17 protein-coding genes and 1 pseudogene are annotated in these 23,462 nt (G+C 72.0%); 7 read left to right on the top strand and 11 right to left on the bottom strand.

The window, feature by feature from the left end:
• Nucleotides 1–170: 170 nt before the first annotated feature.
• On the bottom strand, nt 171–599 hold the full coding sequence (locus tag ACH4K4_RS32260; RefSeq protein WP_398172209.1) for a hypothetical protein: 429 nt from the start codon (nt 597–599) through the stop codon (nt 171–173).
• Between the two features lie 325 nt (nt 600–924).
• On the opposite strand from ACH4K4_RS32260, the gene ACH4K4_RS32255 reads away from it, so the two are divergent.
• Nucleotides 925–1,914, top strand: coding sequence for an alpha/beta fold hydrolase (locus ACH4K4_RS32255; protein ID WP_398172207.1), 990 nt, complete (start codon nt 925–927; stop codon nt 1,912–1,914).
• An 87-nt stretch (nt 1,915–2,001) separates the two neighbouring features.
• On the opposite strand, the gene ACH4K4_RS32250 is transcribed toward ACH4K4_RS32255, so the two are convergent.
• From ACH4K4_RS32250 to ACH4K4_RS32240, 3 genes and pseudogenes are all read right to left on the bottom strand, one after another.
• Nucleotides 2,002–4,290 (bottom strand): glycosyl hydrolase family 18 protein, encoded by a 2,289-nt coding sequence (locus ACH4K4_RS32250; protein ID WP_398172219.1) that lies wholly within the window; start codon nt 4,288–4,290, stop codon nt 2,002–2,004.
• Between the two features lie 277 nt (nt 4,291–4,567).
• Nucleotides 4,568–4,696: pseudogene (locus tag ACH4K4_RS32245) on the bottom strand (beta-ketoacyl synthase N-terminal-like domain-containing protein); the annotation flags it as partial.
• A gap of 174 nt (nt 4,697–4,870) precedes the next feature.
• Nucleotides 4,871–6,367: an amino acid permease gene (locus tag ACH4K4_RS32240; protein ID WP_398172205.1), complete on the bottom strand. Its 1,497-nt coding sequence runs from the start codon at nt 6,365–6,367 to the stop codon at nt 4,871–4,873.
• A 496-nt stretch (nt 6,368–6,863) separates the two neighbouring features.
• Here ACH4K4_RS32240 and ACH4K4_RS32235 point away from each other — a divergent pair, with 496 nt between their 5' ends.
• The 3 genes from ACH4K4_RS32235 to ACH4K4_RS32225 all read left to right on the top strand — a co-directional run bounded on the left by ACH4K4_RS32235 (nt 6,864) and on the right by ACH4K4_RS32225 (nt 11,685).
• Nucleotides 6,864–8,537 (top strand): ABC-F family ATP-binding cassette domain-containing protein, encoded by a 1,674-nt coding sequence (locus ACH4K4_RS32235; RefSeq protein WP_398172217.1) that lies wholly within the window; start codon nt 6,864–6,866, stop codon nt 8,535–8,537.
• A 288-nt stretch (nt 8,538–8,825) separates the two neighbouring features.
• Nucleotides 8,826–9,953: a Vms1/Ankzf1 family peptidyl-tRNA hydrolase gene (locus ACH4K4_RS32230; RefSeq protein WP_398172203.1), complete on the top strand. Its 1,128-nt coding sequence runs from the start codon at nt 8,826–8,828 to the stop codon at nt 9,951–9,953.
• 523 nt (nt 9,954–10,476) lie between these two features.
• A complete protein-coding gene (locus ACH4K4_RS32225) occupies nt 10,477–11,685 on the top strand; it encodes an amidohydrolase (RefSeq protein ID WP_398172201.1) in 1,209 nt (402 codons plus the stop codon).
• On the opposite strand, the gene ACH4K4_RS32220 is transcribed toward ACH4K4_RS32225, so the two are convergent.
• Nucleotides 11,649–11,849 (bottom strand): hypothetical protein, encoded by a 201-nt coding sequence (locus tag ACH4K4_RS32220; RefSeq protein WP_398172199.1) that lies wholly within the window; start codon nt 11,847–11,849, stop codon nt 11,649–11,651. The genes ACH4K4_RS32225 and ACH4K4_RS32220 overlap by 37 nt on opposite strands.
• A 179-nt stretch (nt 11,850–12,028) precedes the next feature.
• On the opposite strand from ACH4K4_RS32220, the gene ACH4K4_RS32215 reads away from it, so the two are divergent.
• Nucleotides 12,029–12,148 (top strand): LPFR motif small protein, encoded by a 120-nt coding sequence (locus tag ACH4K4_RS32215; protein WP_398172197.1) that lies wholly within the window; start codon nt 12,029–12,031, stop codon nt 12,146–12,148.
• A 56-nt stretch (nt 12,149–12,204) separates the two neighbouring features.
• Here ACH4K4_RS32215 and ACH4K4_RS32210 read toward each other — a convergent pair whose 3' ends face one another.
• Nucleotides 12,205–14,304 (bottom strand): catalase, encoded by a 2,100-nt coding sequence (locus ACH4K4_RS32210; protein ID WP_398172195.1) that lies wholly within the window; start codon nt 14,302–14,304, stop codon nt 12,205–12,207.
• 443 nt (nt 14,305–14,747) lie between these two features.
• Here ACH4K4_RS32210 and ACH4K4_RS32205 point away from each other — a divergent pair, with 443 nt between their 5' ends.
• Both ACH4K4_RS32205 and ACH4K4_RS32200 read left to right on the top strand, forming a co-directional pair.
• Nucleotides 14,748–15,497 (top strand): SigB/SigF/SigG family RNA polymerase sigma factor, encoded by a 750-nt coding sequence (locus ACH4K4_RS32205; RefSeq protein WP_398172215.1) that lies wholly within the window; start codon nt 14,748–14,750, stop codon nt 15,495–15,497.
• Between the two features lie 88 nt (nt 15,498–15,585).
• Nucleotides 15,586–16,383, top strand: a complete 798-nt coding sequence (locus ACH4K4_RS32200; protein ID WP_398172193.1) for a VOC family protein — start codon at nt 15,586–15,588, stop codon at nt 16,381–16,383.
• A gap of 16 nt (nt 16,384–16,399) precedes the next feature.
• Here ACH4K4_RS32200 and ACH4K4_RS32195 read toward each other — a convergent pair whose 3' ends face one another.
• From ACH4K4_RS32195 to ACH4K4_RS32175, 5 genes are all read right to left on the bottom strand, one after another.
• On the bottom strand, nt 16,400–17,158 hold the full coding sequence (locus ACH4K4_RS32195) for a class I SAM-dependent methyltransferase (protein ID WP_398172191.1): 759 nt from the start codon (nt 17,156–17,158) through the stop codon (nt 16,400–16,402).
• Nucleotides 17,159–17,257: 99 nt separating this feature from the next.
• Nucleotides 17,258–18,469: an aminotransferase class V-fold PLP-dependent enzyme gene (locus tag ACH4K4_RS32190; protein ID WP_398172189.1), complete on the bottom strand. Its 1,212-nt coding sequence runs from the start codon at nt 18,467–18,469 to the stop codon at nt 17,258–17,260.
• Between the two features lie 6 nt (nt 18,470–18,475).
• Nucleotides 18,476–19,822: a pyridoxal-phosphate dependent enzyme gene (locus tag ACH4K4_RS32185; RefSeq protein ID WP_398172187.1), complete on the bottom strand. Its 1,347-nt coding sequence runs from the start codon at nt 19,820–19,822 to the stop codon at nt 18,476–18,478.
• Nucleotides 19,819–21,315: a Y4yA family PLP-dependent enzyme gene (locus tag ACH4K4_RS32180; protein ID WP_398172185.1), complete on the bottom strand. Its 1,497-nt coding sequence runs from the start codon at nt 21,313–21,315 to the stop codon at nt 19,819–19,821. Before ACH4K4_RS32180 ends, ACH4K4_RS32185 begins: the two co-directional genes overlap by 4 nt.
• Before the next feature lie 104 nt (nt 21,316–21,419).
• The gene (locus ACH4K4_RS32175; RefSeq protein ID WP_398172183.1) at nt 21,420–23,063 is read right to left on the bottom strand and encodes an APC family permease; all 1,644 of its coding nucleotides are present in this window, start codon (nt 23,061–23,063) and stop codon (nt 21,420–21,422) included.
• Nucleotides 23,064–23,462: the final 399 nt, after the last annotated feature.

The following is a 23,462-nucleotide window of genomic DNA, read 5'->3' as shown; positions in this document are numbered from 1 at the left end:
AACGGCTCGATCCACTTCGGATCATCTGCCGAGATCACCCCACCCATGCCCAACCAACGCGCCAACCGCACCACTGGTTACGGGACAACCTTTAGGCGGTGCCCTCCTGACCGTGCGGTGCCCGGAGGCGCTGCGGTCCCGGACGAGGACCGCAGCACGCCCGGCAGGGCTCAGGTACGCCACTCTCTGCAGTTGACCGGCTTGCCGCCGCGCAGCCGGTCGCAGGCGAAGGCTTTCACGTTCGCCTTGGCCTTGAACGTCCACGACTTGGTGCCGTTGACCACGGCCACCTTCTTCTTCACGTGCCGCCACCCGCCGCCGACGAACTCGTCGTAGTCGAGTGCCACAACGGCTTGGTATCTGTCGCCCGGGTCCCTGTCCTTGGCCGTCACGCCCGTGAACTTGCCGTCGTAGAAGGCGTAGCCGCCTCCCGTGCCGGTCTTCCAGTACTGGTAGGTCCCGGAGATCCACGTCTTCTCGGTGGTGGAGTAGGCGTAGAACCCGATGGGCGCCGCGCTCGCGGCAGTCGCACCGCCCATGACCAGTGCAGACGTCAGACACGCGGTGGCGACCGCGTGACGTTTGGTGAGCAGCTTCACCGTTCCCCCTGAGAGAGTCGCCGTCCGGCCCGCGCGAGCGGGCACAGGCCGCTTGACCGGTCGGATCGACCGGTCGGACAGAACCTACGGTTTCGCTGCGGCGCACTCTTCAACCGAGAGGTTGATCATGAGGTAAACCTGTGCGGTAGGCAGTGCGGGCGGGGGCGCGGCTGACTGGCGGGCGGCCGGTGCCTGCCGGGTGCGTCCGAGCGAGTGATCGTCCGGTCAACGCCGTGCCCACGGGCGGGAGTTGGCCGTACCGTTCGGTGCGGGACGTAAACCCGCACCGCCCGGTGGGCCCGCGACGACGACCGCAGGAGGACTTGTGACCAGCACAGTCGAGCACAGCTTCGTCGAGGTGAACGGCGTCCGGCTGCACATCGCCGAACAGGGGCGGGGGCCGCTGGTCCTGCTGCTGCACGGCTTCCCGGAGTGCTGGTACTCCTGGCGCCACCAGTTCGCGCCACTGGCCGCGGCCGGCTACCGGGTCGTGGCGCCCGACCAGCGCGGATACGCGCGGAGCGAGCAGCCGGCCGACATCGGCTCGTACACCTTGCTGCACCTGACCGGCGACGTGATCGCGCTGATCCGCGCGCTGGGGGAGGAGCAGGCGGTCGTCGTCGGCCACGACTGGGGAGCGCCGGTGGCCTGGACGGCGGCCCGGCTGCGCCCGGACGTGGTGCGCGGCGTCGCCGGGCTCAGCGTGCCGCCGGCACCGCGCTCGCCCGTGGCGCCGCTGCCGTACTTCCGCGAGGTCCTCGGCCCTGGCTTCTACCAGGTCTACTTCCAGGAACCGGGCGTCGCCGACGCCGAGCTGGCCCAGGACCTCACCGCCACGTTCCGCTCCATGCTGGCCGGCGGCTCCGGCGACAGCCCGTTCACCGACCCGCCCGTCCCGTGGGTCATCCCCGAAGGCGCCAAACTGCTGGACGCCATGCCGGACGTGGCGGAGCTGCCGGGCTGGCTGAGCCAGGAGGACATCGACACGTTCGCCGGCGAGTACGCCCGGCACGGAGCCCGCGCGTTCACCGGCGGCCTGAACTGGTACCGCAACATCGACCGCAACTGGGAACTGCTCGCGCCCTTCGACGGCCGCGGCATCGACGTGCCCGCGCTGTACCTGGCGGGCGACCGCGACCTGGTACGGGCCTTCCCCGGCATGGCCGAGCTGCTGCCCGCCCTGGAACGGACGATGCCGAACCTGCGCCAGGTCCCGCCCCTGGCCGGCTGCGGGCACTGGACGCAGCAGGAGCGGCCCGAAGAGGTCAACACCGCCCTGCTGGAGTTCCTGGCGGAGCTGCCGGCGGCCAAGTGAGACGGTCTCAGCCCGGATCCGTGAACGCGGCGGCCGGGCCGGTGACCTGACGCGGGGCTGGGCTCGGCCGCTGCGGTTTCCCTGCGGCTAGCGCAGCCCGCTGTCGATGGCCTTCATCAAGGTGCCCGTCGGTGTGTCACCGGACATTTCCCAGACCATGGCCCCCAGCAGCCCCTTTGCCTTGACCCAGTCCGTCTTCTTTCCGATCGACCAGGTGTCGTCGAAGGACCACCACTGACCGTTCGCGCCGGTGTACCCGTACGTCGAGACGGATTGCTCGTCGTGGTAGACGGTCATGTTGGGCACGTTGGCCAGCAGGTTCTGATACCCCCGTAGGCCCGCCTCCTCCGGGAACTGGCCCGGGGCGGCGCCGTCCGCCGACTGCCACTCGCCGTGCGCCCCGCCGTCCGCGACGGTCTTCCAGCCACGGCCGTAGAACGGGAAGCCGATGGTCAGCTTGCGCGGACCGACCCCGGCGTCCAGGTATGCCTTGACGGCGTTCTCGACGCTGAAGTCGAAGGCGTACGGGTCCTGGGCGTCGCGGTACAGGTTGGCCTGGTGGCCGGTGCGCTTGGGCTCCCAGGAGTTGTCGCTGCCCGAGCCGTGGAAGTCGTAGCCCTGGACGTTGGCGTAGTCCAACGACTCGAAGATCGTGGACAGGTCCCAGCCCTGCTGGATCTTGACGGGGTCGGCGGGGGTGAACGCGGTCAGCAGCTTGTGCTCGCCGCCCAGCGCGTCGAGCTGCCGGCGGAACTCCTTGATCAGCAGCGCGAGGTTGGCCTTGTCGTCCGGGCTGTAGTGGTTGCCCGGGTGGCCTTCGGCGCCCGGCCACTCCCAGTCCAGGTCGATCCCGTCGAAGACGCCCGCGCCCGTTCCGGGACCGCCCGCGCCGTTGTAGACGGGCAGGTTGCCCTTGATCCACACATCGATGCAGGAGGCGGCGAACTTCTTGCGGGAGGCGTCGGTGGCCGCCGCGTCGGAGAAGAACTTCGAGTACGTCCAGCCGCCGAGCGACATCACGACCTTCAGGTGCGGGTGCTTCGCCTTGAGCTTCTTGAGCTGGTTGAAGTTGCCGCGCAGCTTGCCCCAGCCGTCGTCGGCGACACCGTCCACCGACTGCGCGGCGGGGAACGCGCGTCCGTAGTCGGCGTCCGCGTCGCCCGCGCCGGTGCCCTCGTCCGGGTCCTGCGGATTGCCCGAGACGCCCTTGGTCACACCGGCCAGACAGGTGAGGTTCTTCGGGTCGATGTTGGCGAAGGCGTAGTTGATGACGTCCAGCTTGGCCGCGGCGCCCGAGGTGTCCAGGTTCTTGACGAAGTACTGGCGGCCGTAGATGCCCCACTGCGCGAAGTAGCCGACCTTCAGGTACTTGCCGGGCCCGGCCACGTCGTCCGTGGTGACGGTCAGGGCGTGGGAGGCGGGCGAGGCGTTCTCGGCGGCGTCGCGGGCCTTGACGGTGAAGGTGTACGAGGTCGCGGGCGTCAGGCCGCCGACCGTGGCGGCGGTGGTGCCGCCGGGAACGGTGGTGGCCAGCTCGGCGCCCCGGTAGACGTCGTACGCGACCACGCCCACGTTGTCGGTGGCCTTGTCCCAGGCCAGGGAGACGCTGGAGGAGGTGGTCGCGGTACGGCGCAGACCGCCGGGCGCCGTCGGCGGCACCGGATCGCTCGCCGGGTCCACGGTGTTCGCGGTCACCGGCGCGCTCGGCGGCCCGGTGTTGCCGCGCCGGTCCTTGGCCCGGACGGTGAACGTGTAGCGGGTGGCCGGGGACAGGCCGGTGACGGTCGCCGTGGTGCCGGCGGAGGCGGCGACCGGGCGGCCCTCGCTGAGCACCTCGTAGGAGGTGACCGGGTAGTCGCCCTGGGAGGCGGCCGGCCAGCTCAGCGAGACGCTGCGCGCGGTGGTGGCGGTGACCTGGGGGGTGCCGGGCGCGGACGGCGGCACGTCCGGGCTGCCGTCACACTTGTCCCCGTTGACGGTGCAGGACGCCGGGCTGCCGACGGGGCCGTTGGCGATGAACCAGTAGCTGAACGGCTCGGTGCTGCCGCCGGCCGGTACGGTCGCGTTGTAGTGGGCGTTCTTGACCGTCACATGGCGGCCGGTGACGGTGGCGTCGCCGTTGTAGTGTCCGCTGATGGTGACGCCGGCCGGCAGGTCGAACTCCAGGGTCCAGCCGGTGACGGCGGCGGAACCGCCGTTGCGGACGACATAGGTGCCTTTCCACCAGGAGCCGTTCTCCTGGGTGGAGAAGGCGGCGGTGAGGGTCCCCGCAGCCTGGGCGGGATCCGCCGGGCCGCTCAGCACGGCGGCCACGGACAGGATCAGGGTGGTGAGCAGGGCCGCGGCTCTGCTCCGGAATCTGCGCCGGTCTTTCATGGGCACCCCTGTGAGTGTGTGTGGTACAGGGTGTGAGAACCGAAGTGCGCATACCCGGCCGCGCGCCAGGGGGACGGGCGTCGGACCGCCGGATGCCGGATGGCAGTCGCACCATAAAAGGTCTGGACCAAGTCGTCAACGGGTGTGCGGGGAGCGGCAATTGAGGCCCGCGCAGAGCCGTACGCCCGCTGGAGGACCCGGACGGCATCGAACGGGTGCTGCGAAGCGGGCTCCCGCTTCCTGCTGGAACGGGGTACGGCTGGTGGATGAAAGCTGCGGTGTCCGACCCGGACAGGCCCTCGCGGCGCATTCCCGCGTCGTCCATGGCTTCGACCGTCATTTCGAGGGAATGCCGCTGCCGTGGGTCGATCCTGGACGCCTCGCGGGGCGAGATGCCGAAGAAATCCGCGTCGAAATCCGGGCGTCAGTGGGGAATGCGGCGCCCCAAACAAACGGCATTCCCGAAAGGAGCACGCGTACGATAATCGGCTGGTCGATGTGGGAGGCGCGCGGCGCTGAATGCCGTTGACCCCGGACAAGCGGGTTGTCCGGGGTCGGTGTGTCGGCTTGGACGCGCCGCCTACCCGGCCGCTCCGGCCTGCTCCGCCGACTCCTTCGCTCCCGCGCCGATCTTGCTGTGCCGCCGGCCGTAACCGAAGTACAGCGCGAGGCCCGCCACGAGCCAGACCAGGAAGCCGACCCAGGTGATCACCTGGAGGTTGAGCATCAGATACAGGCAGCACAGCAGTGAGACCAGCGGGATGAAGGGGACCCACGGGGTGCGGAACGCGCGGGGCAGGTCGGGGGCGGTACGCCGCAGGATCAGCACGCTGGCCGAGACCGAGGCGAACGCGAACAGGGTGCCGATGTTGACCATCTCGGCGAGCAGGTCGAACTTCAGGAACGCCGCCAGCCCGGCCATGATGACGGCCAGCACCACCAGGTTGACCTTCGGGGTGCCGTGCTTCGGGTCCACCTTGTACAGCGCCTTCGGGAGGAGCCCGTCGCGGGCCATCGCGAAGATCACGCGGCTCTGCGACCGGAAGCAGATCAGGCTCACCGCGGCGAGGCCGACCACCGCGCCGACGCTGATGACGGTCGCGAAGAAGGGGTGGCCCTTGGCGGTGAAGGCGTCCGCCAGCGGGGCCTTCACCGACAGTTCCGAATAGTGCTGCATGCCGGTGACCACCAGGCACACCGCGACATAGAGCACGGTCACGACGATCAGCGAGGCGATGATGCCGATGGGCAGGTCGCGCTGCGGCCTGCGGGTCTCCTCCGCCGAGGTCGCCACCATGTCGAAACCGATGTAGGCGAAGAAAACCATCGCTGCGGCGCTCAGAATGCCGGCGACGCCGAATGCCGTCGGGGTGATGCCGGTGAGCATCTGCAACAGCGGGGCTTCCAGGCCGGAAACCCGCGCGGTGTGCTGCGCCTCGGGTACGAAGGGGTGGTAATTCGCGGTGTCGACGAAGAAGGCCCCCGCGATGATCACCAGCAGCACGATGGCGAACTTGATGCCGACCAGCACGTTGGTGACGCCCTTGGACAGCTTGCCGCCGACGACGAGCACCGCGCCCAGCACGAGGACCAGCAGCGCCGCCGGCAGGTTCAGTACGGCGTCGTCGCCCCCGCTCAGCGCGGCGGGCAGGTGCAGGCCGATGCCGTTGAGCATCGATTGCAGGTAGCCGGACCAGCCGACCGCCACCACCGCGGTGGCCAGCGTCAGTTCCAGGCTCAGCGCCCAGCCGATGATCCAGGCCGGCAATTCGCCGAGCGCCGTGTACGAGTAGGAGTACGCGGAGCCCGCGACCGGTACCGAGGAAGCGAATTCCGCGTAACACAGCGCGGCGCACGCGCAGACCGCCGCCGCGACGACGAAAGAGAGCGCCACGGCGGGCCCGGCCATGTTCCTGGCGACCGTGCCGGTGAGGACGAAGATTCCGGTGCCGAGAATGACACCGACCCCGAGGACGGTCAGATCCAGAGCGGAAAGGTCCCGGCGAAGGCGTTGTTCGCCTTCTCCGCGAGCCTCCTTGATGGCTCGCTCCAGAGGCTTTTTGCGCAGCAGACTCACGGTGGGTATTCCGAACTCTCTCAGGGGTAAGGGAACGGTCGTACGCGTTCCCGGTCGGAGTGTCCGTCAGGCGTCCGCGTCCTCGCAACGTAACGCTCCGGCATCTCAAATACTGGGACCGCGGGCGCGTGGCGCATTCCCCCGGAGGCTCACCGGTGCGGCCGGCCGCGGTGGTATTGCGGCAGTATTTCCGCGCGTCCGGCGCGGCCCTCGGCTAGAGTGGGGCACATGGCTTCCTGGTACTACTTTCTGTGAGTCCGGGCGTGACCGCGGGCGGCTGACGACGCGCCGTCCCGCCGCGCGACCGGCGGCGCCGCCCGTCCGGGCGGTGTGATCCGCCGCGCCGAGGCGCGCTTGCCGCGGTCGCCTTCTCCCCGCAGCCGCGTTTACCGCCGCGCTGCCTCCCGGCCTTTTCGGAATCCGGCCCCCGCGCCGACGCGCGGTGCGGCCATGACGTATCCAGGGATTTCCCGTGCGCCATCGTGCCCAATTGACCATGAAGGACGTCTCCCGCGCCTACGGCGACCGTGCCGTGCTGGAGCAGGTGTCACTGACCGTGCGCCCCGGCGACAAGGCCGGCGTCATCGGAGAGAACGGCTCCGGCAAGTCCACCCTGCTCCGGCTGCTGGCCGGTGCCGAGAGACCGGACACGGGGGAGATCACCGTGTCCTTTCCCGGCGGTACGGGCCACCTCGGCCAGCTCCCGGATTTCGACCCGCGCGGCACCGTCCAGGACGCCGTGGACGCCGCCCTCGCCGACCTGCGCGACCTCGAAGCCCGGATGCGGGCGGCGGAAGCCACGCTGGCCACCGCCACCGCGGACGAACTCGACGCGTACGGCGAGCTGTTGACCGCCTTCGAGGAGCGCGGCGGCTACCAGGCCGACGCGCGCGTAGACGCGGTCCTGCACGGCCTCGGTCTGCCCCACCTCACCCGCGACCGGGTGCTCGGTTCGCTCTCGGGTGGTGAGCAGTCGCGGCTGTCGCTGGCCTGCGTACTCGCCGCCGCCCCCGAACTGCTGCTGCTGGACGAGCCGACGAACCACCTCGACCGGCAGGCCACCGCCTGGCTGGAGGCGTACCTGAAAGCGCACCGCGGCACGGTGGTCGTCGTCACGCACGACCGCGTGCTCCTCGAAGCGGTCACCTCCGTCATCCTCGAAGTCGACCGCGACCTGCGGACCGTCACGCGGTACGGCGACGGCTGGGACGGCTACCGCACGGCCAAGGCCGCGGCCCGCCGCCGCTGGGCGCAGGAGCACGACGAGTGGCTGGCGGAGGTCGCCAGGGCCACCGAACTGGCGGCCTCGGCGGGACGCCGGCTCGCCGGTACCGGAAAGGACCCGCGCGAAGGGTTCGGCAAGCACCGCCGTTCCCACGAGGCGAAGCTGTCCGGCCGGGTCGGAGCGGCCAGGCAGCGGCTGGAGCGGCTGCGGAGCAGTCCGGTGCCGCCGCCTCCCGTACCGCTGCGCTTCACCGCCGAGCCGGCCACGCCGGCGGACGCGGCAGGCGAGGAGGCCGCGGGTGCCGGCGCGGCGGCCCCGCAAGGCCCGCCGGACGGCGCCGAGCCGCGGCGGCCCCTCGCCGAGCTGGCCGACATCGCCGTCGGCGACCGGTTGCGGATCGCGCACCTGGCCGTCGCGGCGGGCGAGCGCCTGCTGGTCACCGGCCCCAACGGCGCCGGCAAGACCACGCTGCTGCGGGTGCTGGCCGGGGACCTGGCGCCCGACCGGGGCACCGTGCGCCGGCCGGCCCGTACCGGGTACCTGGCGCAGGAACTGTCCGCAGCGCCGCCCCGGGAGTCGCTGCTGGCGGCCTTCGCCGCCGGACTGCCGGGCCCGCCCGAGGAACACGCGCCCGGCCTGCTGTCCCTCGGCCTGTTCCGGGAAGCGGACCTGGCGGTGCCCGTGGCGGCCCTCTCCGTGGGCCAGCGTCGCAGGCTGGAGCTGGCACGCCTGGTGACACGCGCCGCCGACCTGCTCGTCCTCGACGAACCGACCAACCACCTCTCCCTCGCCCTCGTGGAGGAGCTGGAGGAAGCGCTGGCGGCCTACCGCGGCGCGGTCGTCGTGGTCTCCCACGACCGCCGGTTCCGCAGCGGCTTCGGCGGGCGCCGGCTGGAACTGGACGGCGGCCGGGCGGTGCGGGAGCGCGTCGCGCAGGCCCGCTGAGCCTCCGGGTGCGCCCCGGGACCCGAGGGCCGAGAGTGGAGGGGAAGCCCGCGAGGAAAGGGTGAAGGGGCAACCATCCGGTGGCCCGGTGACATGCCGGCCCGGCGAGCGGGCAGGGGGCGAAGAGGACGGAACGACGGACGGTGCGGGTGGTGTCCTCAAGGGGACACAGCGACCACACACGTTGTATCCGCTGAAAAACGGGCACCCAGCACACCGTCAGGACACAACCGTCAAGGCTGTCACGACCGTCAGCCGGCGATCCGCGACTTTCGAGGAGGAAGCGCCATGCACCTCTCGCTCCTTCAACCGATCATCGACCGGCCGGGCCCCTGGGCATCCGTGTACGCCGATGTCTCGCACGACACCGAGGACGCGGCCAAGCAGCAGGAACTGGGGGCGCGCGCGGCGGCCAGGCAGCTCGCGGAGCAGGGCGCCGACCAGGCCACCTGCGACGCCGTGCGCGAAGCGCTGGCCGGCCACCGCACCAACGGGGACTCGGGGCGGGCGGTGTTCGCCACGGGTGGCGAGGTCGTCCTGGACGCACCGCTGGCCGGGCGGCCCGCGAGGCCGTTCGCGGCCTGGTCGCCGCTGCCCCGGATCACCCCGTGGGCCGAGTCCGCCGCGGACGACTCCGGCTGCCTCGTCGTCTACGTGGACCGGACGGGAGCCGACTTCGAGCTGCACAGCGACCACGGCGGCGAGGAAGCCGGCACGGTCGAGGGCCTGGACTGGCCGATCCACCGGACCGCGACGGCGGACTGGTCCGAACGGCACTTCCAGACCGCGGTCGAGAACACCTGGGAGCAGAACGCCGGCGAGATCGCCGAAGCCGCTCAGCGGGTCTTCCAGAGCTGCGGCGCCAAGCTCATGCTCCTGGCGGGCGACCCCCGCGAGCGCCGCTCGGTGCACGACAAGCTCCCCGAACAACTGCGTGCCGTGACCTACGAGACCGACCACGGCGGCCGCGCTCCCGGGTCGGACAGCACCGCTCTGCAACGCGACATCGCCCACATCCGCGCCGTGCACGAACACGACCTCGTCGCGGACGTCCTGGGCCGCTTCCGGGCGGGCGCCGGAGTGGGCGGCACGGACCCCGCGTACGCCGCGACCGGCGTGCCGGCCCTCGTCGAGGCGGCCCGCGAGCACCGTATCGACACCCTGATCATCGGCCCCGGCGGCACCGATGCCGGCCGTGAGGTCTGGGTCGGTCCGGAACCCGACCAGCTGGCGGTGCGCAACTCCGAGCTGCAGTACCTGGGCGAGGTGCACCCGTCGGCCGCCCGCGCGGACGACGCCCTGCTGCGCTCGGCCGCCGCGACCGGAGCGGAAGCCGTCGTCGTACGCGACCCCTCCGAGGCACCGACCGGCGGACTGGGCGCGATTCTCCGCTGGAGCGAGCCGGCCCGGCACTGAAGCACCTTCCCCGGCGGGCCGCGCGACGACGTACTGGCCACGAGTCGTCGCGCGGCCCGCCGCGCGGGTCCGTATACCGGCGGCCGCGTGACCGCGCGCTCCTTCCGCCGGGGCAGGCCGTCGGGCTCGGGCCGCCCCGGCAGACGAGGCCGAGCCGGTCAGACGGCGCCCCCAAGAACGGGTGAAGGCGCCTCGACCGGCTTGGATCCGGCCTTCTCGAAGACCGTCACGTCAATCGCGACCTTCCTTTCGCTCATCCTCCTGTGGCCCACACTCGCAGGCTAGGAAACGGCGTACGGGGCGGACAGGGCGCACGTTCCGCGCCCGGTCGCGGAAATCGGGCGCACAGCGGGCGATGCAGAGCGTCCGCCTCACGACGCGCGTCCCGTGTCACCCGTAGCGCGGCGGACGGAAACGGAAAGAGGATGGCGCAGGCGGACACCGGCGGAGCCTTCACGGCGCCCGCGGTCCCGCTGCTCGCCGCGGCGGCCCGCGCCGCGCGCGTACCGACCGGGAGGTCACCGTGGCCCGTACCGCCCCCGCGACCGACGCCGTGCTCCGCGCCCGGCTCGACGCCGCCCGCGAGCGGTTGCTGCTGCTCGCCCGCGACCTGCACGCGCGCCCGGAGACGGCCTTCGCCGAACACCACGCGGCGGACGCCGTCGCCGCGCTGCTGGCGGACGCGGGCCTGGAGGTGGAGCGCGGTACGGCCGGGCTGCCGACCGCCTTCACCGCGACCGCGGGGCCCGCCGACGCGGACCTGACCGTGGGGCTGTGCCTGGAGTACGACGCGCTGCCCGGCCTCGGGCACGCCTGCGGGCACAACCTGATCGCCGCCGCGGGGGCGGGCGCCGCCATCGCCCTGACGGCCGTCGCCGACGCCCTCTCACTCCGCGTGAAGGCGCTGGGCACGCCCGCCGAGGAGGGGGGCGGCGGCAAGATACTCATGCTGCGGGCGGGCGCCTTCGACGACGTGTCGTTCGCGATGATGGTCCACCCCGGCCCGGTGGACGACTTCGGCGGCACGTCCATGGCTTCCCGCGGTGTCGAGGCGGAGTACCGGGGCCGCGCCGCGCACGCGGCCATCGCCCCGCACGACGGCCGCAACGCCGCCGACGCCTGCGTCGTCGCGCAGACCGCGCTGGCCCTGCTGCGCCAGCAACTCCCGGACGGCGTACGGATGCACGGCATCGTCACGCACGGCGGTGACCGCACCAACATCATCCCGGCCCGGTCCGTGCTGAGGTGGCAGCTGCGCGCCGGCACGCTCGGCGAGCTGGAAACGCTGTGGCCCCGGGTACGGGCCTGCTTCGAGGCGGGCGCCGTGGCCACCGGCTGCGAGCTGACGCTGACCGAACCGTCCGCCGCCTACGCCGACCTGCGCCAGGACCCGTGGCTCGGCGACACCTACGCGCGCCACGTGCGGGCACTCGGCCGTACGCCGGAAGCCGTCGCCTCCTTCGGGGCCTCCACCGACATGGGCAACGTCAGCCACGCCCTGCCCGCCATCCACCCCACCATCGGCCTGGCCTGCGAGGCCCGGCCGCACACGCTCGAATTCGCCGAGGCGGCGCTCGGCGAGAACGCCGACCGCGCGGTGCTGGACGCCGCCCTCGCGCTGGCCCGCACCGCCGCCGACCTGGCCGCCGACCCGGACGAACGCCGCCGTGTCACGGCCGCGCACCGGGCGCGGGCCTACCGGTCTTCGCCGGCCGGCTCGCCCCTCGGGTGACCCGCGGCGTTCTGCTGCTCCTCAAGGTTGGTGGAGAACGTGTCGCCCTCCTTGCCGACCCGTTCGTCCTCGTCCTCGTCGTCCGTGACGTCCAGCTCGGCGTCCGCGAACTCCTTGATCACTTCGTCGGCGGCGGAGTCGGTGTGCTGGTGCTCGTTTCCCATGGGCACCAGGTTCCCCGACGTGCGGTGATCATGCCCGGGGTCGCCGCGGCCCGTTCGCCCGTACGGGTTTCCGGGGCCGTGGAAGGGCTACCCGCAGCGGCGGCCGCTCGCGGCGGACCGGGACCGGGCGTCCGGCCGGCCCCGGTACGCCGCGCCACCGAGACCGGGAGGTGCGTGGGATGTTCCGTGCGATCGCGGATGTGCTGAGGACCGTGGGAGGCACGCTGGCGGCAGTCGTCACCCTGCCGTTCAGGGCACTGGCCCGGCTCTTCGGCGGAGCCTCACGGTCCGCCCGCTGAAGCCCCGACAGGCGGGCGGCCACGGTGCGGCCGCCCGCCTTCGCCTCCGGCCGCCCTCAGCCGGGCAGCGCCGGCCGGTTCCAGTGCCGGTGTGCCGCGATCGCGTCGGCGAACGCGCCCGTGAACTCCTGGGCCGTCGCGCCGCCCGCCAGCCGGTCCGTGACGATGCCCGCCTCGGAGACCGCCTGGTCCCCTTCGCCGGCCGTGCGCAGTTCGCCCGGCAGCAGGCCGGCCAGCTTGTCCACGCTCGCGCCCAGGGCGCCGATCGGCTTGCCGTGCCGGTACGCGCTGCGGACGAACCGCAGGGCCGCGTCGTCGGCGGCCGGGTTGCCGGAGTCCAGCCCGCCCGGGGGCAGCAGCACCGCGTCGTAGAGCACCGAGGCGACGGTGGGCAGGGCCCGGTCCACGGCCAGCGTGCTGCCGTCCTTGTCGTCGACGGTGCCGTCCTGCGGAGCGAGGAGTTCCACGATCGCGCCCCGCTCGGTCAGCGCGTCCCGGACCGCGATGGTCTGGGCGGCGTCCACGCCGTCGGAGACCAGAACGGCGACCTGCCGGGTGCTGATCGAGCCGTCCCCGCGGTTGTTCTCGAAGCTCAGCGCGGGGGAGGGGGTCGGCTGCGGCGTGTCCGGGCGCTCCTGCGGCGCGGGGACGCCGATGCCCTCGGCGACCGCGACGGCCAGCGCGTGGTCGACGTGCGAGAGCTGCTCGACGGTGCGGGCGCGGACCTCCTTCGCGCCCACCTTGCCCAGTTCGAAGCGGAAGGCGTCCACGATGTGCTTCTGCTCCCAGTCGGCCATGCTGTGCCAGAACATCGCCGTCTGCGTGTAGTGGTCGTCGAAGCTGGGGCTGCGGCGGCGGATCTTACGGCCGTCCACGCGCTCGGTGTAGTGCCGGAAGGCCGGGTCGTCCGGGTCGGCCAGGGCGGGGCAGCCGCCGCCGAGCGAGTTCGGGAAGTAGTTGGTGCCCCGGTGGATCTCGTTCTGGTGGAAGCCGTCACGCTGATTGTTGCGTACCGGGGCCACCGGCCGGTTCACCGGGATCTGCGCGAAGTTCGGACCGCCGAGGCGGAGCAGCTGGGTGTCCAGGTAGGAGAAGTTGCGGGCCTGGAGCAGCGGGTCGTTGGTGAAGTCGATGCCCGGCACGACGTTCGCCGTGTGGAAGGCGACCTGCTCGGTCTCGGCGAAGAAGTTGTCGGGGTTGCGGTCGAGCACCATCCGGCCGATGGGCTGAACCGGGACCTGCTCCTCCGGGATGATCTTGGTGGCGTCCAGCAGGTCGAAGTCGAAGTCGTGCTCCTCGGACTCCGGCACCAGCTGTACGCCCAGCTCCCACTCGGGGTACGCGCCGGCCTCGATGGTGTCCCACAGGTCCCGGCGGTTGAAGTCGGGATCCCGGCCCTGGGTCTCCTGCGCCTCGTCCCACACCAGCGAGTGCACGCCCAGCTTCGGCTTCCAGTGGAACTTCACGAAGGTCCCTTGACCCTGCGCGTTGACGAACCGGAACGTGTGCACGCCGAAGCCCTGCATCATCCGGTAACTGCGCGGAATGGCGCGGTCGGACATCAGCCACATGATCGTGTGCAGCGTCTCGGGCTGGAGGGAGACAAAATCCCACAGGGTGTCATGCGCCGAGGCGCCCGTCGGAATGTCGTTGTGCGGCTCGGGCTTCACCGCGTGCACGAAGTCCGGGAACTTGATTCCGTCCTGGATGAAGAAGACCGGGAAGTTGTTGCCGACCAGGTCGTAATTGCCCTCCGAGGTGTAGAACTTCGTCGCGAAACCCCGCACGTCGCGAACGGTGTCCGCACTGCCGCGCGGACCCTGCACCGTGGAGAACCGGACGAAAACCGGGGTTTTCACGTCCGGGTCCTGGAGGAATGCCGCCCTGGTGAATTCCGCGCACGACCGGTACGGCTGGAACCAGCCGTAAGCGCCCGCGCCGCGCGCGTGCACCACCCGCTCCGGGATCCGCTCGTGATCGAAGCGGGTGATCTTCTCCCGGAAGTGAAAGTCCTCCATCAGCGTGGGGCCGCGCTCCCCGGCCTGGAGGGAATCATCTGTATGGTCGACCGTCACGCCCTGGTCGGTCGTCATCGGCCCGGAGGCCGGGTCCTCGGCGCGGAAGCGGTCTCGTTGTTCTTGCTTCGGGTCGGCCATCGGGTTCTCGCTCCTTGTCTGCCCTGTGCGGAATCCGCGCAGGCGTCCGCACATCGTTTAGCGCGCGCCGCGGCCGGTAGGCGCCGTGGCGACACTCCGCCGGGCTGAGTAACCGGGGGGCCGACTGGTCAAACATGTCTTCCTGGCCTTTTCGGAAGCGCACTGTAGCCGTGCGTAACATCTCCGCAGGCGGGTACGCGCTGATCGTCCTATGCTCGGTGGTGCAGACGTTGGGCGTGTATCGCGTGCCTGGTGGGACCGGGTATGCGGCAGTCGGAGGTTGTCCGCTCGGTGTGCTTCCGCCGTCTCGGTGACGACGCCCAGACCCCGCGTCCGTTGGGAGAGTGGATTCCGTGAGCACAGCCGCCACGGCTCCGTCACGCCGCCGACGAGCCTTTCCGGACACCCCGGACGCTGCGGAGACGAACGCCGTTTTCACGCGCATGGCAGAGCTTCCCGAAGGCCCCGAGAAGAAGCGGTTGCGCGATGAGCTGACTCGTGCCTGGCTGCCCATGGCCGTGCGTCTCGCACTGCGCTTCCGTGACCGCGGCGAAAGCATGGACGATCTGAAACAGGTCGCGGCACTCGGTCTGGTGAAGGCCATCAGCGGTTACCGCCCCGAGCGCGGCAGCGCTTTCGAGAGCTATGCCATTCCCACCATCGTCGGCGAGGTCAAACGGCATTTCCGCGACTGCACCTGGGGCGTACACGTACCCCGCCGGGTCCAGGAACTCCGCAATACCGTGCGCCTCGCCGTACGCGAACTGACCGCGGCCTGTGACAGCCGCTTCCCGACCGTCGCCGAGATCGCCGACCGCACCCGGCTCTGCGCCGACGACGTCATCCTCGGCCTGGAAGCCATCGAGAGCTACAAGACCCTTTCGCTGGATGCCGAGCGGCCGGGTGCCGACGACGATTTCGCCCTCCGTGACAGTATCGGTTTCACGGAACCGCAGTACGAGCTGGTACTCGCCCGGGAAACGGTGCGGGACGGCCTGCGGGGCCTGCCGGAACGTGAGCGCCGCATTCTTTACATGCGGTTCTTCTGCGATATGACACAGAGCCGTATCGGCGAGGAACTGGGACTGTCCCAGATGCATGTGTGCCGCCTCATCAAGAGGACGTGCGCGCGCATTCGCGAGGAGGCCGACGGGCCCGGGCCCGAGGCGCCCGCCAGTTCGGTTGCGGCATGAACCGGTGACATGACATGCGGTCCTGCCTTTCCTGGTAGGACCGCAGTAGCAGTGCTGGACAACAATGGTGGAGAAGGGCCGGCTTTACATGGGCGACTGCCAGATGACGTTCGTTCCCGGGGTGCCGTCGTGGGCCACCCTCCTGACGGGGGACCTCGACGTCGCGACGCATTTCTACGGGCCGCTGCTGGGCTGGCGGTTCGAGGCCGGACCGGACCGGTGGGGCCCGTACGTACGGGCGATGGCCGGGGACACGGCGGTGGCGGGGCTCAGCGCGGCCGCCCGACACACGGAACTGCCCAACTCGTGGACGACGTACTTCGGTACGCGCAACGCGGACGACGCGGCCAACGGGGTCCGCGAGCGCGGCGGCACGGTCGCCATCGGCCCGCTGGAGTTCGACGCGGGCCGGCTGGCGCTGGCCGCCGACCCGGCCGGCGCGCGTTTCGGCCTCTGGGAGTGCCGCGAGAGCACGCCGCAGACGAACCAGCAGCCGGTCGGCACCGGCGCGCCGACGTGGGTGGAACTGCGGACCCGCGACGCGTTCGACGCCGCGCGCTTCTACGGCGACCTCTTCGACTGGTACAGCGAGGAGGACGGCACCCCCTTCGACGTGCGGTGGGAGGACGAGCGGGTGGTGCTGAGCGTCGCCGCCCGCGACGCGGTGGGGCTCTACGGCGGCGCGATCGAGGCGGCGGCCGACCCCCAGGTCCGGCCGCGCTGGAACATCCACTTCCAGGTGCCGAGCGTCGAGGACGCCATCGTCACCGCGCAGAAGCTGGGCGGCCGGGTGGAGTCCAAGGCCGTACGCACCCCGCACGGCCCCGTGGCCGAACTGCGCGACCCCGAAGGCACCCTCTTCCACATCATCAGTACGAGTCCCTGACCGCGCCGCGCGCGTCCTACCGCACCGCCACCAGCACCGCGTCCTCGCCGAACTGCCAGACCGCCGCGGCATGCCGGAAACCGGACCGGCGCAGCAGCCGCACGTGGTGGGACAGGGGCAGCCCGTTGTGGACGCTGTGCGGCGTGTGCCGTGCGCGGCGGGCCGCGAAGGGGTCGGACAGCTCGGGGTCGGCGGCGGCAGCGGCCCACCAGGACGCCCAGTCCTCACGGCCGGCCGCCCGCTGCCGTTCGGCCCTGCGCAGCCCGACCTGCGCGGCGACCTCCGCCGCCCGGTCTCCCCGCGGGCTGCGGAACCGGTCGCTGTTGACGAGCACGCCGCCGGGCCTGAGCAGCGCGGCGAGGTCCTGGTAGGCGCGTCGCAGGGCGTCCGGAGCGAGGCAGTGCAGCGCCGTCGCGGAGACGGCCGCGTCCAGCGGGCGGTCCAGGCCCAGGGCGCGCGTCCAGCCGGCCGCGCCGACCGGCGCCTCGACGAACCGGGCGGCGTCGGCGTGGTGGGCCTGGCCGAGCGCGAGCAGCACCGGGTCCTTGTCCACGGCCACGATCTCGGCGCCGGGCAGCCGACCGGCCAGCCGTGCCGCCAGCGACCCGGGCCCGCACCCCAAGTCCAGCACCAAAGGCCGTAGCTGACCGGCCGTCACCTTCTCGACCGCGTCGGCGACGACCGTGAAGCGCTCCTCGCGGTCGATCGCGTACCGCTGCTGCTGTCGTTCCCACCGCCGCACCCACAGTGCGGCCCTGGCCAAGCTCAGTCCCATCCGGTCGCGCCACCTCTGCCGTCTCGCACCTGTCCGCCGGGCGGTTCTCAACCTACAGGTGAAAACGGTTTCCAATCGCGCTGTGTCACTCCAAAGGGGTCAGGCGTACGCTTCCAGGACGTCCAGCAGCCGGTCGACCTCCTCCGGTGAGTTGTACGCGTGCAGGCTCACCCGCACCGAATGCTGCCGCTCGCCCCCGCTGCCCTGGCACAGGCTGTCCGAGCGGACCATGAAGCCGTGGTCGAACAGCGCGAAACCGAGGTCGCCCGAGGCGATGGTGCGGTGCCGGAAGGTGACGATGCCCTGGCGCCGCTGCACCGCGGCCCCGGCCGCCAGGTTGCGGCGGCACCCCACGACCTCGTACGCGGGCAGGTGACGCAGCCCCTCGGTCAGGCGGGCGGCCAGGGCGGTGGACCACCGCTCCACGCGGTCGGTGCCGGCCGCGTCCAGCCAGTCGAACGCGGCCCGCAGGCTGCGGATGCCGGTGGTGTTGGGGCTGCCGTGCCACCCGCCGGGCGCGAAGGCGGGGCCTCGCGCGTTGCGGGCCCACACCGCGCCGGACCCGGGCAGCGCCAGCGCCTTGTGCCCGGAGAAGACCGCGAAGTCCACGTCCAGGCCGGCCAGCGAAACGGGCACGTGGCCGACGCTCTGCGCCGCGTCCAGGCAGATCGGCACGTCGGGGCCCACCGCGCGGCGGATGCGGTGCACGTTCATGTCGCCGCCGTAGACGTGGTGGACGTGGGTGACAGCCACGAAGCGGGTCCGCGGACCGGCCAGCGCGGCGAGCGCCGCCGGGTCGTAGTCGCCGGACCCGGCCTGGTACGGCATCGGGCGGACCCGGACGCGCACACCCTGCCGGGCGAGCAGGTCCCGTACCTCCAGCCACGGGACGATGTTCGCCTGGTGGTCGGCGAGCGGCACCACGATCTCGTCCCCGTCGGACAGGTACCCGGCCAGCCAGTCCCGCGCGACGGCCCGCAGCCCCTCGGTCGCCCCGCTGACGAAGTGCACGCCGGAGCGGGCCGGCGCCGGATCGCCGAGGAACTCCTTGACCCGGTCCCGGGTCTCCTCGACGAGCGCCGTGGTGCGGTTGGCCCACGTGTAGGTGCCGCGCCCGGCGTTGGCGTTGGCGGTGACGAGGTAGTGCTGGACGGCGTCCAGGACCGCCTGCGGCTTCTGCGTCGTCGCGGCGTTGTCCAGGTACGCGAGCTGCGGCGCGCCGGTGATGATGGGGAACTGGGCGCGGACGGCGGTGTGCCAGTCGCGCAGTTCCTGCAAGGCCGCCGTCACCGGAATCCCGGTCGTGGTCATGGGCCGTCACTCCCGTACCAGTGGGGCGCCCGCGTCGCGCCAGGCGATGATGCCGCCGCGCAGGCTGCGCGCGTCGGGGTGGCCCAGGCGGGTGAGCAGCGCGGCGTACCTGGCGGACTGCTCGCCGACCGGGCAGGCCAGCAGGACGGGGCGGCTCTTGCTGAACGGCAGCCCGCCGCGCACCAGCTCGCCGAAGAGCTCGTCGACGATGTTGACCGAACCGGCGATGTGCAGCGCGGCGTAGGCGAAGGGGCTGCGCATGTCCACGACGAGCGGCTGGTCGCGTGCGATCCACCGCACGGCGTCCGCGACGTCGATGTCCGGCGCCGCGCGCACCTCGGCGTCGGTGACCGTGTCGACGGAGTTCTTCTGCGGCGGCCTGCCCAGCAGCTCGGGACGCCGCTGCCGTACGTACCCCAGATAGCTCTCGATACGGTCGCACACGATGAAGACGGCGGTCCTGCGCTCCGCGGGACGGTCCTCCCCGGGCTCCGGCTCCGGGCCCGCGTCCAGCTCGCGCAGGTGCCGTACGGCGCCGAAGTACGCGGCCCCGCTGGTCGGCCCGGCCAGGATCCCGCACCGCCGGGCCAGCGTCAGCATGCCGTCGATGGCCTCGTCGGCGGTGACCGACGCGATCGTGTCGTAGGTGCCGGGCTCGAACAGGCCGACCTCCTGCACCTCGTCGATGGTGCGGATGCCCGGCACGAAGTCCGCCTTGTGCGACACCAGCCCGACCACGCCCACCCCCGGATCGTGCTCCCGCAGCACCCGGGCCACCCCGGTGGACGAGCCGGCGGTGCCCACGCAGGCGATGAAGAAGTCCGGGGCCCGGCCGTCCAGGTCCTTGACGATCTCCGGCCCGGTGCCCTCCACATGTGCCTGCGTATTGCGTTCGTTGTAGTACTGGTCGGTGTAGACATAGGCGCTGCCGGGCTCGGAGAGGGTCTGGTGGAAGTGGGTCAGCGGGTCGTCGGTATTGGTCGGGTCGAGACACTCGGTCTGCCCCGGCAGCTCCTCGACCTCCGCGCCCAGCAGCAGGAGGAGGTCCTTGACCTCCGGGATGCGCATGCGGTTCGTGACGGTCTTGAACGGCACCCCGTGCAGGCCGGCGAGGACGGCCAGCGCCTTGGCCGTGTTGCCGCTGGACAGCTCCACGACGCTGCGGCCCTCGTCCGCCGCGGTGGCCAGTCCGGGGCGCACCATGTTCCAGGCCGCCCGGTCCTTGACGGAGCCGAAGGGGTTGAGCATCTCCAGCTTGGCGTACAGCTCGATGGTGCGCAGGCCGTGTACGGACGGATCGATGCGTACGAGCGGGGTGTTGCCGATGACGTCGGTGATGCGCTCGAACCTCATGCGGACCCTTTCGTCCGGCGGATCGTGTGCGGCCAGTACTGTTCGTCGAGGCTCCAGTGCCAGGCGGCGGCGTCCTGCCCGGCGTCTTCGGCCGTCCCGTCCTGCCAGACGGCGACCTTGCGGGCGACGGGCTGCTGTTGTGCCTCGTCGGCGCTGAAGTCCATGCAGTAGCCGGCCGTGTTCGCGAACGCCAGCAGATCGCCCGGGCGCGGCGCACCCGGCAGGTGGACGGCGCGCCGGGTGATCATGTCGGCCTCCAGGCACAGGTTGCCCGCGAGGTAGACCGCCACCGGGCCGGTGCCCGCGGTGTCGCGCGGCGCGGCACGCGGTACGAGGACGGGGTCGACGAGGACGCCGTGCTCCTCCAGGCCGATGTCGTCCGCGTTGGCGTCCAGGCGCACCAGGAGGTGGTCCGATTCCGTGCCGCGCACCTCCAGCACCCGTGCCAGGGTGACTCCGCACTGGTCCACCAGCGCGCGCCCCGGCTCCGTGTGCAACTCGTACAGGTTCTCCAGCAGCAAGGTGGCCAGCGGGCGGCCCAGGGAGGGGGCGGGGAGGGACAGCAGGGCGTCCAGGTACTGGGCGCCGGCGGTGGGGCGGTGCGCCGGGTACAGGGCCAGCGCGCCGCGCAGGGTGCCGTTCTCGTTGCGCAGGCCGTAGGTGTGCCGGCGCCAGGTCATCGGCGGGCGGGTGCCCAGCGCGGCGTTGGTCAGTTCCGTCGTGTACCGCTGCCACTGCGCGCCGTCGGCGAGGTAGTCGGTGCCGAAGCCGCCGCCGATGTCGACGGCCCGCGGGGCGAAGCCCCGGGCCCGGCACGCGTCCAGTGCCTTGACGCACCCTTCGAGCGCCACCGCCTTCTCGGCCGGGCTGGTGGTGTCGAGGTGGTAGCCGACCCCGGTCAGCTCCACCGCGTCGCCGTGCCGTTCGGCCGCCTTGAGCAGGCCGTCCAGCTCGCCTTGTGCGGTACCGAACCGGCTCTGCCGGGTCAGCAGCTTGACGCCGGAGGCGCAGAAGCCGGAGAGCCGCAGCAGGATACGGGCGCGCGGCAGGTCGTAATCCCGTACCAGGGCGGCGAGTTCGTCCAGTTCGGCCGGGCTGTCGATGTTCACGGCGGCGCCCGTACGGGCCGCCAGCCACAGGAATTCCGGGTTCTTCGGGCCGGTCGCCATGATGCGGTCGGGCGCGAACCCGGACCCCATGGCGTGCTGGAGCTCGCCGAGGGAGGCGACGTCCACGGCGGCATCCGTGGCCGCGAGCCGCCGTACCAGGGCGCTGGACCGGTTCGCCTTGTGCGCGAAGAAGATCCCGCCGCTCAGGTGGTGACGGCGGTAGACGGCCCTGAAGGCGGCCAGGTTCTCGGCGATCCGGTCCGGTACCACCACGTTGAGCGGCGACCCGAGTCCGTCGGTGAGCGTATGGAGAAACGTCCTCGCGCGCAGCAGGGACGCCAGCCGGGACTCCAACCGCGGTTCCAGGTACAAGGGAACGTCCATACGGAATACTTCCCCCGGTAAGGACCCGAGGCCACCTCATCCGGGGAAACGGCCGGTGCGCGCCGGCCGCGAGCGCGGCCGGCGCGCACCGGGCGGCGGGACGCTCACGCCGCGGCGGTGCGGGACTCCGCCAGGTGCCGGACGCCGGACCGTACCGCCCAGAAGAACACCGAGAGCGCGACGGCACCGACGACCACAGAGTCGTACGGGGCCGGCAGCCGCCCGGAACCCCCGAAGGTGCCCAGCCACGACAGCAGGGTCAGGGCCGCCAGGTACGCCACCAGCCAGGCGCCGGTGCGCAGTTCGCCGAGCAGCGGCAGGCGCCGCCCGGCGCCGTCCCGGTCGCCGACGGTGGCGCCGTCCTGGCCGCCGGAACGCCGCATGGCCAGGAAGACCAGCAGCCCGGCGAGGACCAGCGGCAGCGCCAGCCGGAGGTTGTGCCAGCCCGACCAGTACACGAACTCGCTCGCCACCACGAAGCTGACGGGCGCGATCCAGCGCAGGCCCGGCACCCAGCCGGCCGTGGTGCTGCCGGGGTCGGCGAGGAAGACCGCGGCGGCGACGGCGGAGGCCCCGTAGATCAGCAGGTACATGTTGCCCATCACGCTGACGATGTCCTGCCAGCCGCCGAACGGCAGCAGGAAGATGACGATCACGGCGAGGTTGACCGCCAGGGCCCGGCGCGGCACGCCGTACCGCTCGTTCACCTTCATGAAGAACCGGGGGATCGTACGGTTCTTGGCGAGCGCGTAGGTGTGCCGGGCGTTGATCGCCACGCCCACGTACGCCGAGCCGCCGGGAGAGATCACCGCGTCCGCGTACAGCAGGCTGGACAGCCAGTGCAGGTTGAGGATCAGCGCCAGCTGCCCGAACGGGGAGTCGAAGGACACGCCCTTCCAGCCGCCGCCGAGCACGTTCTCGGGCACGGTGAACAGGAACGCCACCTGTAGGGCCAGGTACATGGCGACGGCCAGGCCGATGCCGGTGAGGACCGCGGCGGGGATGGTCTTGCGGGGGTTGCGGGCCTCGCCGGAGAAGTCCAGCGGCGCCTGGAAGCCGTTGACCGAGTAGACGATGCCGCCGCCGGCCAGCGCGGTCAGGCAGGCGGCGTAGCCGTACGGCGCGAAGCCGCCGTGGTCCGTCAGGCGGCCCTCGTGCCAGCCGGAGGCGATCAGCGCGAGCACCGTGACCACCGGCACCGCGATCTTGAACACCGAGATCAGGTTGTTCAGCTTGGCGAACAACCGCACCGCGAACCAGTTCAGCGCGGTCAGGACCACGCTGAGCGCGGCGGCGACGCCCACGCCGGTCAGGGTCAGGGTGTGGCCGCTGTACAGGCCGGGCACGTAGTGCGCGGCGTACTGCATGATCGCGCTGATCTCGGCCGCCGTGCCGCCCACCGAGAGCAGCACCGACCAGCCCACCAGGGTGCCGACCAGCCGGCCGCTGGCGAACAGCGGCCAGCGGACCGTACCGCCGCCCTCGGGCCGCGACGCGCCCAGCTCGATCATGACCAGGGCGACCAGGCCGCACAGCAGGCCCGCGCCGATCCACGACAGCAGCGACGCGGGGCCCGCCGTCTGGGCCGCGTACAGGGCGGCGAACAGCCACCCGGACCCGACGATGTTGGAGAACCCGATCGCCGTCAGCCCCCAGAACCCCAGGTCCCGGCGCAATCGGCGCTCCTGCGCCAGCACTCCTGGCGCACCGGCCTCCTCGACCTCACCCGTCACCTGACGTTCCGACACCGAACTTCCTCCCTGGCCCTTACCGACGGTGACACGCCGCCCGCGTCGCGACGTGCACATGCGGATTCTGCCGCTCCGTCGCGGTGCCGGCGCACGTCACCACGCGTTGCCGGGCCTCGGGTGTCCGAATTGTCGGGTGGTGGCGGACGGTCTCCGGCGGCAACCGCGGTGGCACGCCTGCCGGAAGGGAAGGAGATTAAAGCTGTGTGAAATCTGCGATCGGCTGTTCGGAAAGCAGTCCGGTCCCGGGGGGGGGCGGGGGGGCCCCCCCCCCCCCCCCCCCCCCCCCCCCCCCCCCCCCGCCCCCCCGCCCCCCCCCCCCCCCCCCCCCCCCCCCCCCGCCCCCCCCCCCCCCCCCCCCCCCGCCCCGCCCCCCCCCCCCCCCGGGGCCCCCCCCCC

Source organism: Streptomyces sp. NPDC017529 (genome assembly GCF_044329785.1).
In the GTDB taxonomy this organism is placed as follows: Bacteria; Actinomycetota; Actinomycetes; order Streptomycetales; family Streptomycetaceae; genus Streptomyces.
This window is presented reverse-complemented; position numbering and strand designations above follow the sequence as displayed.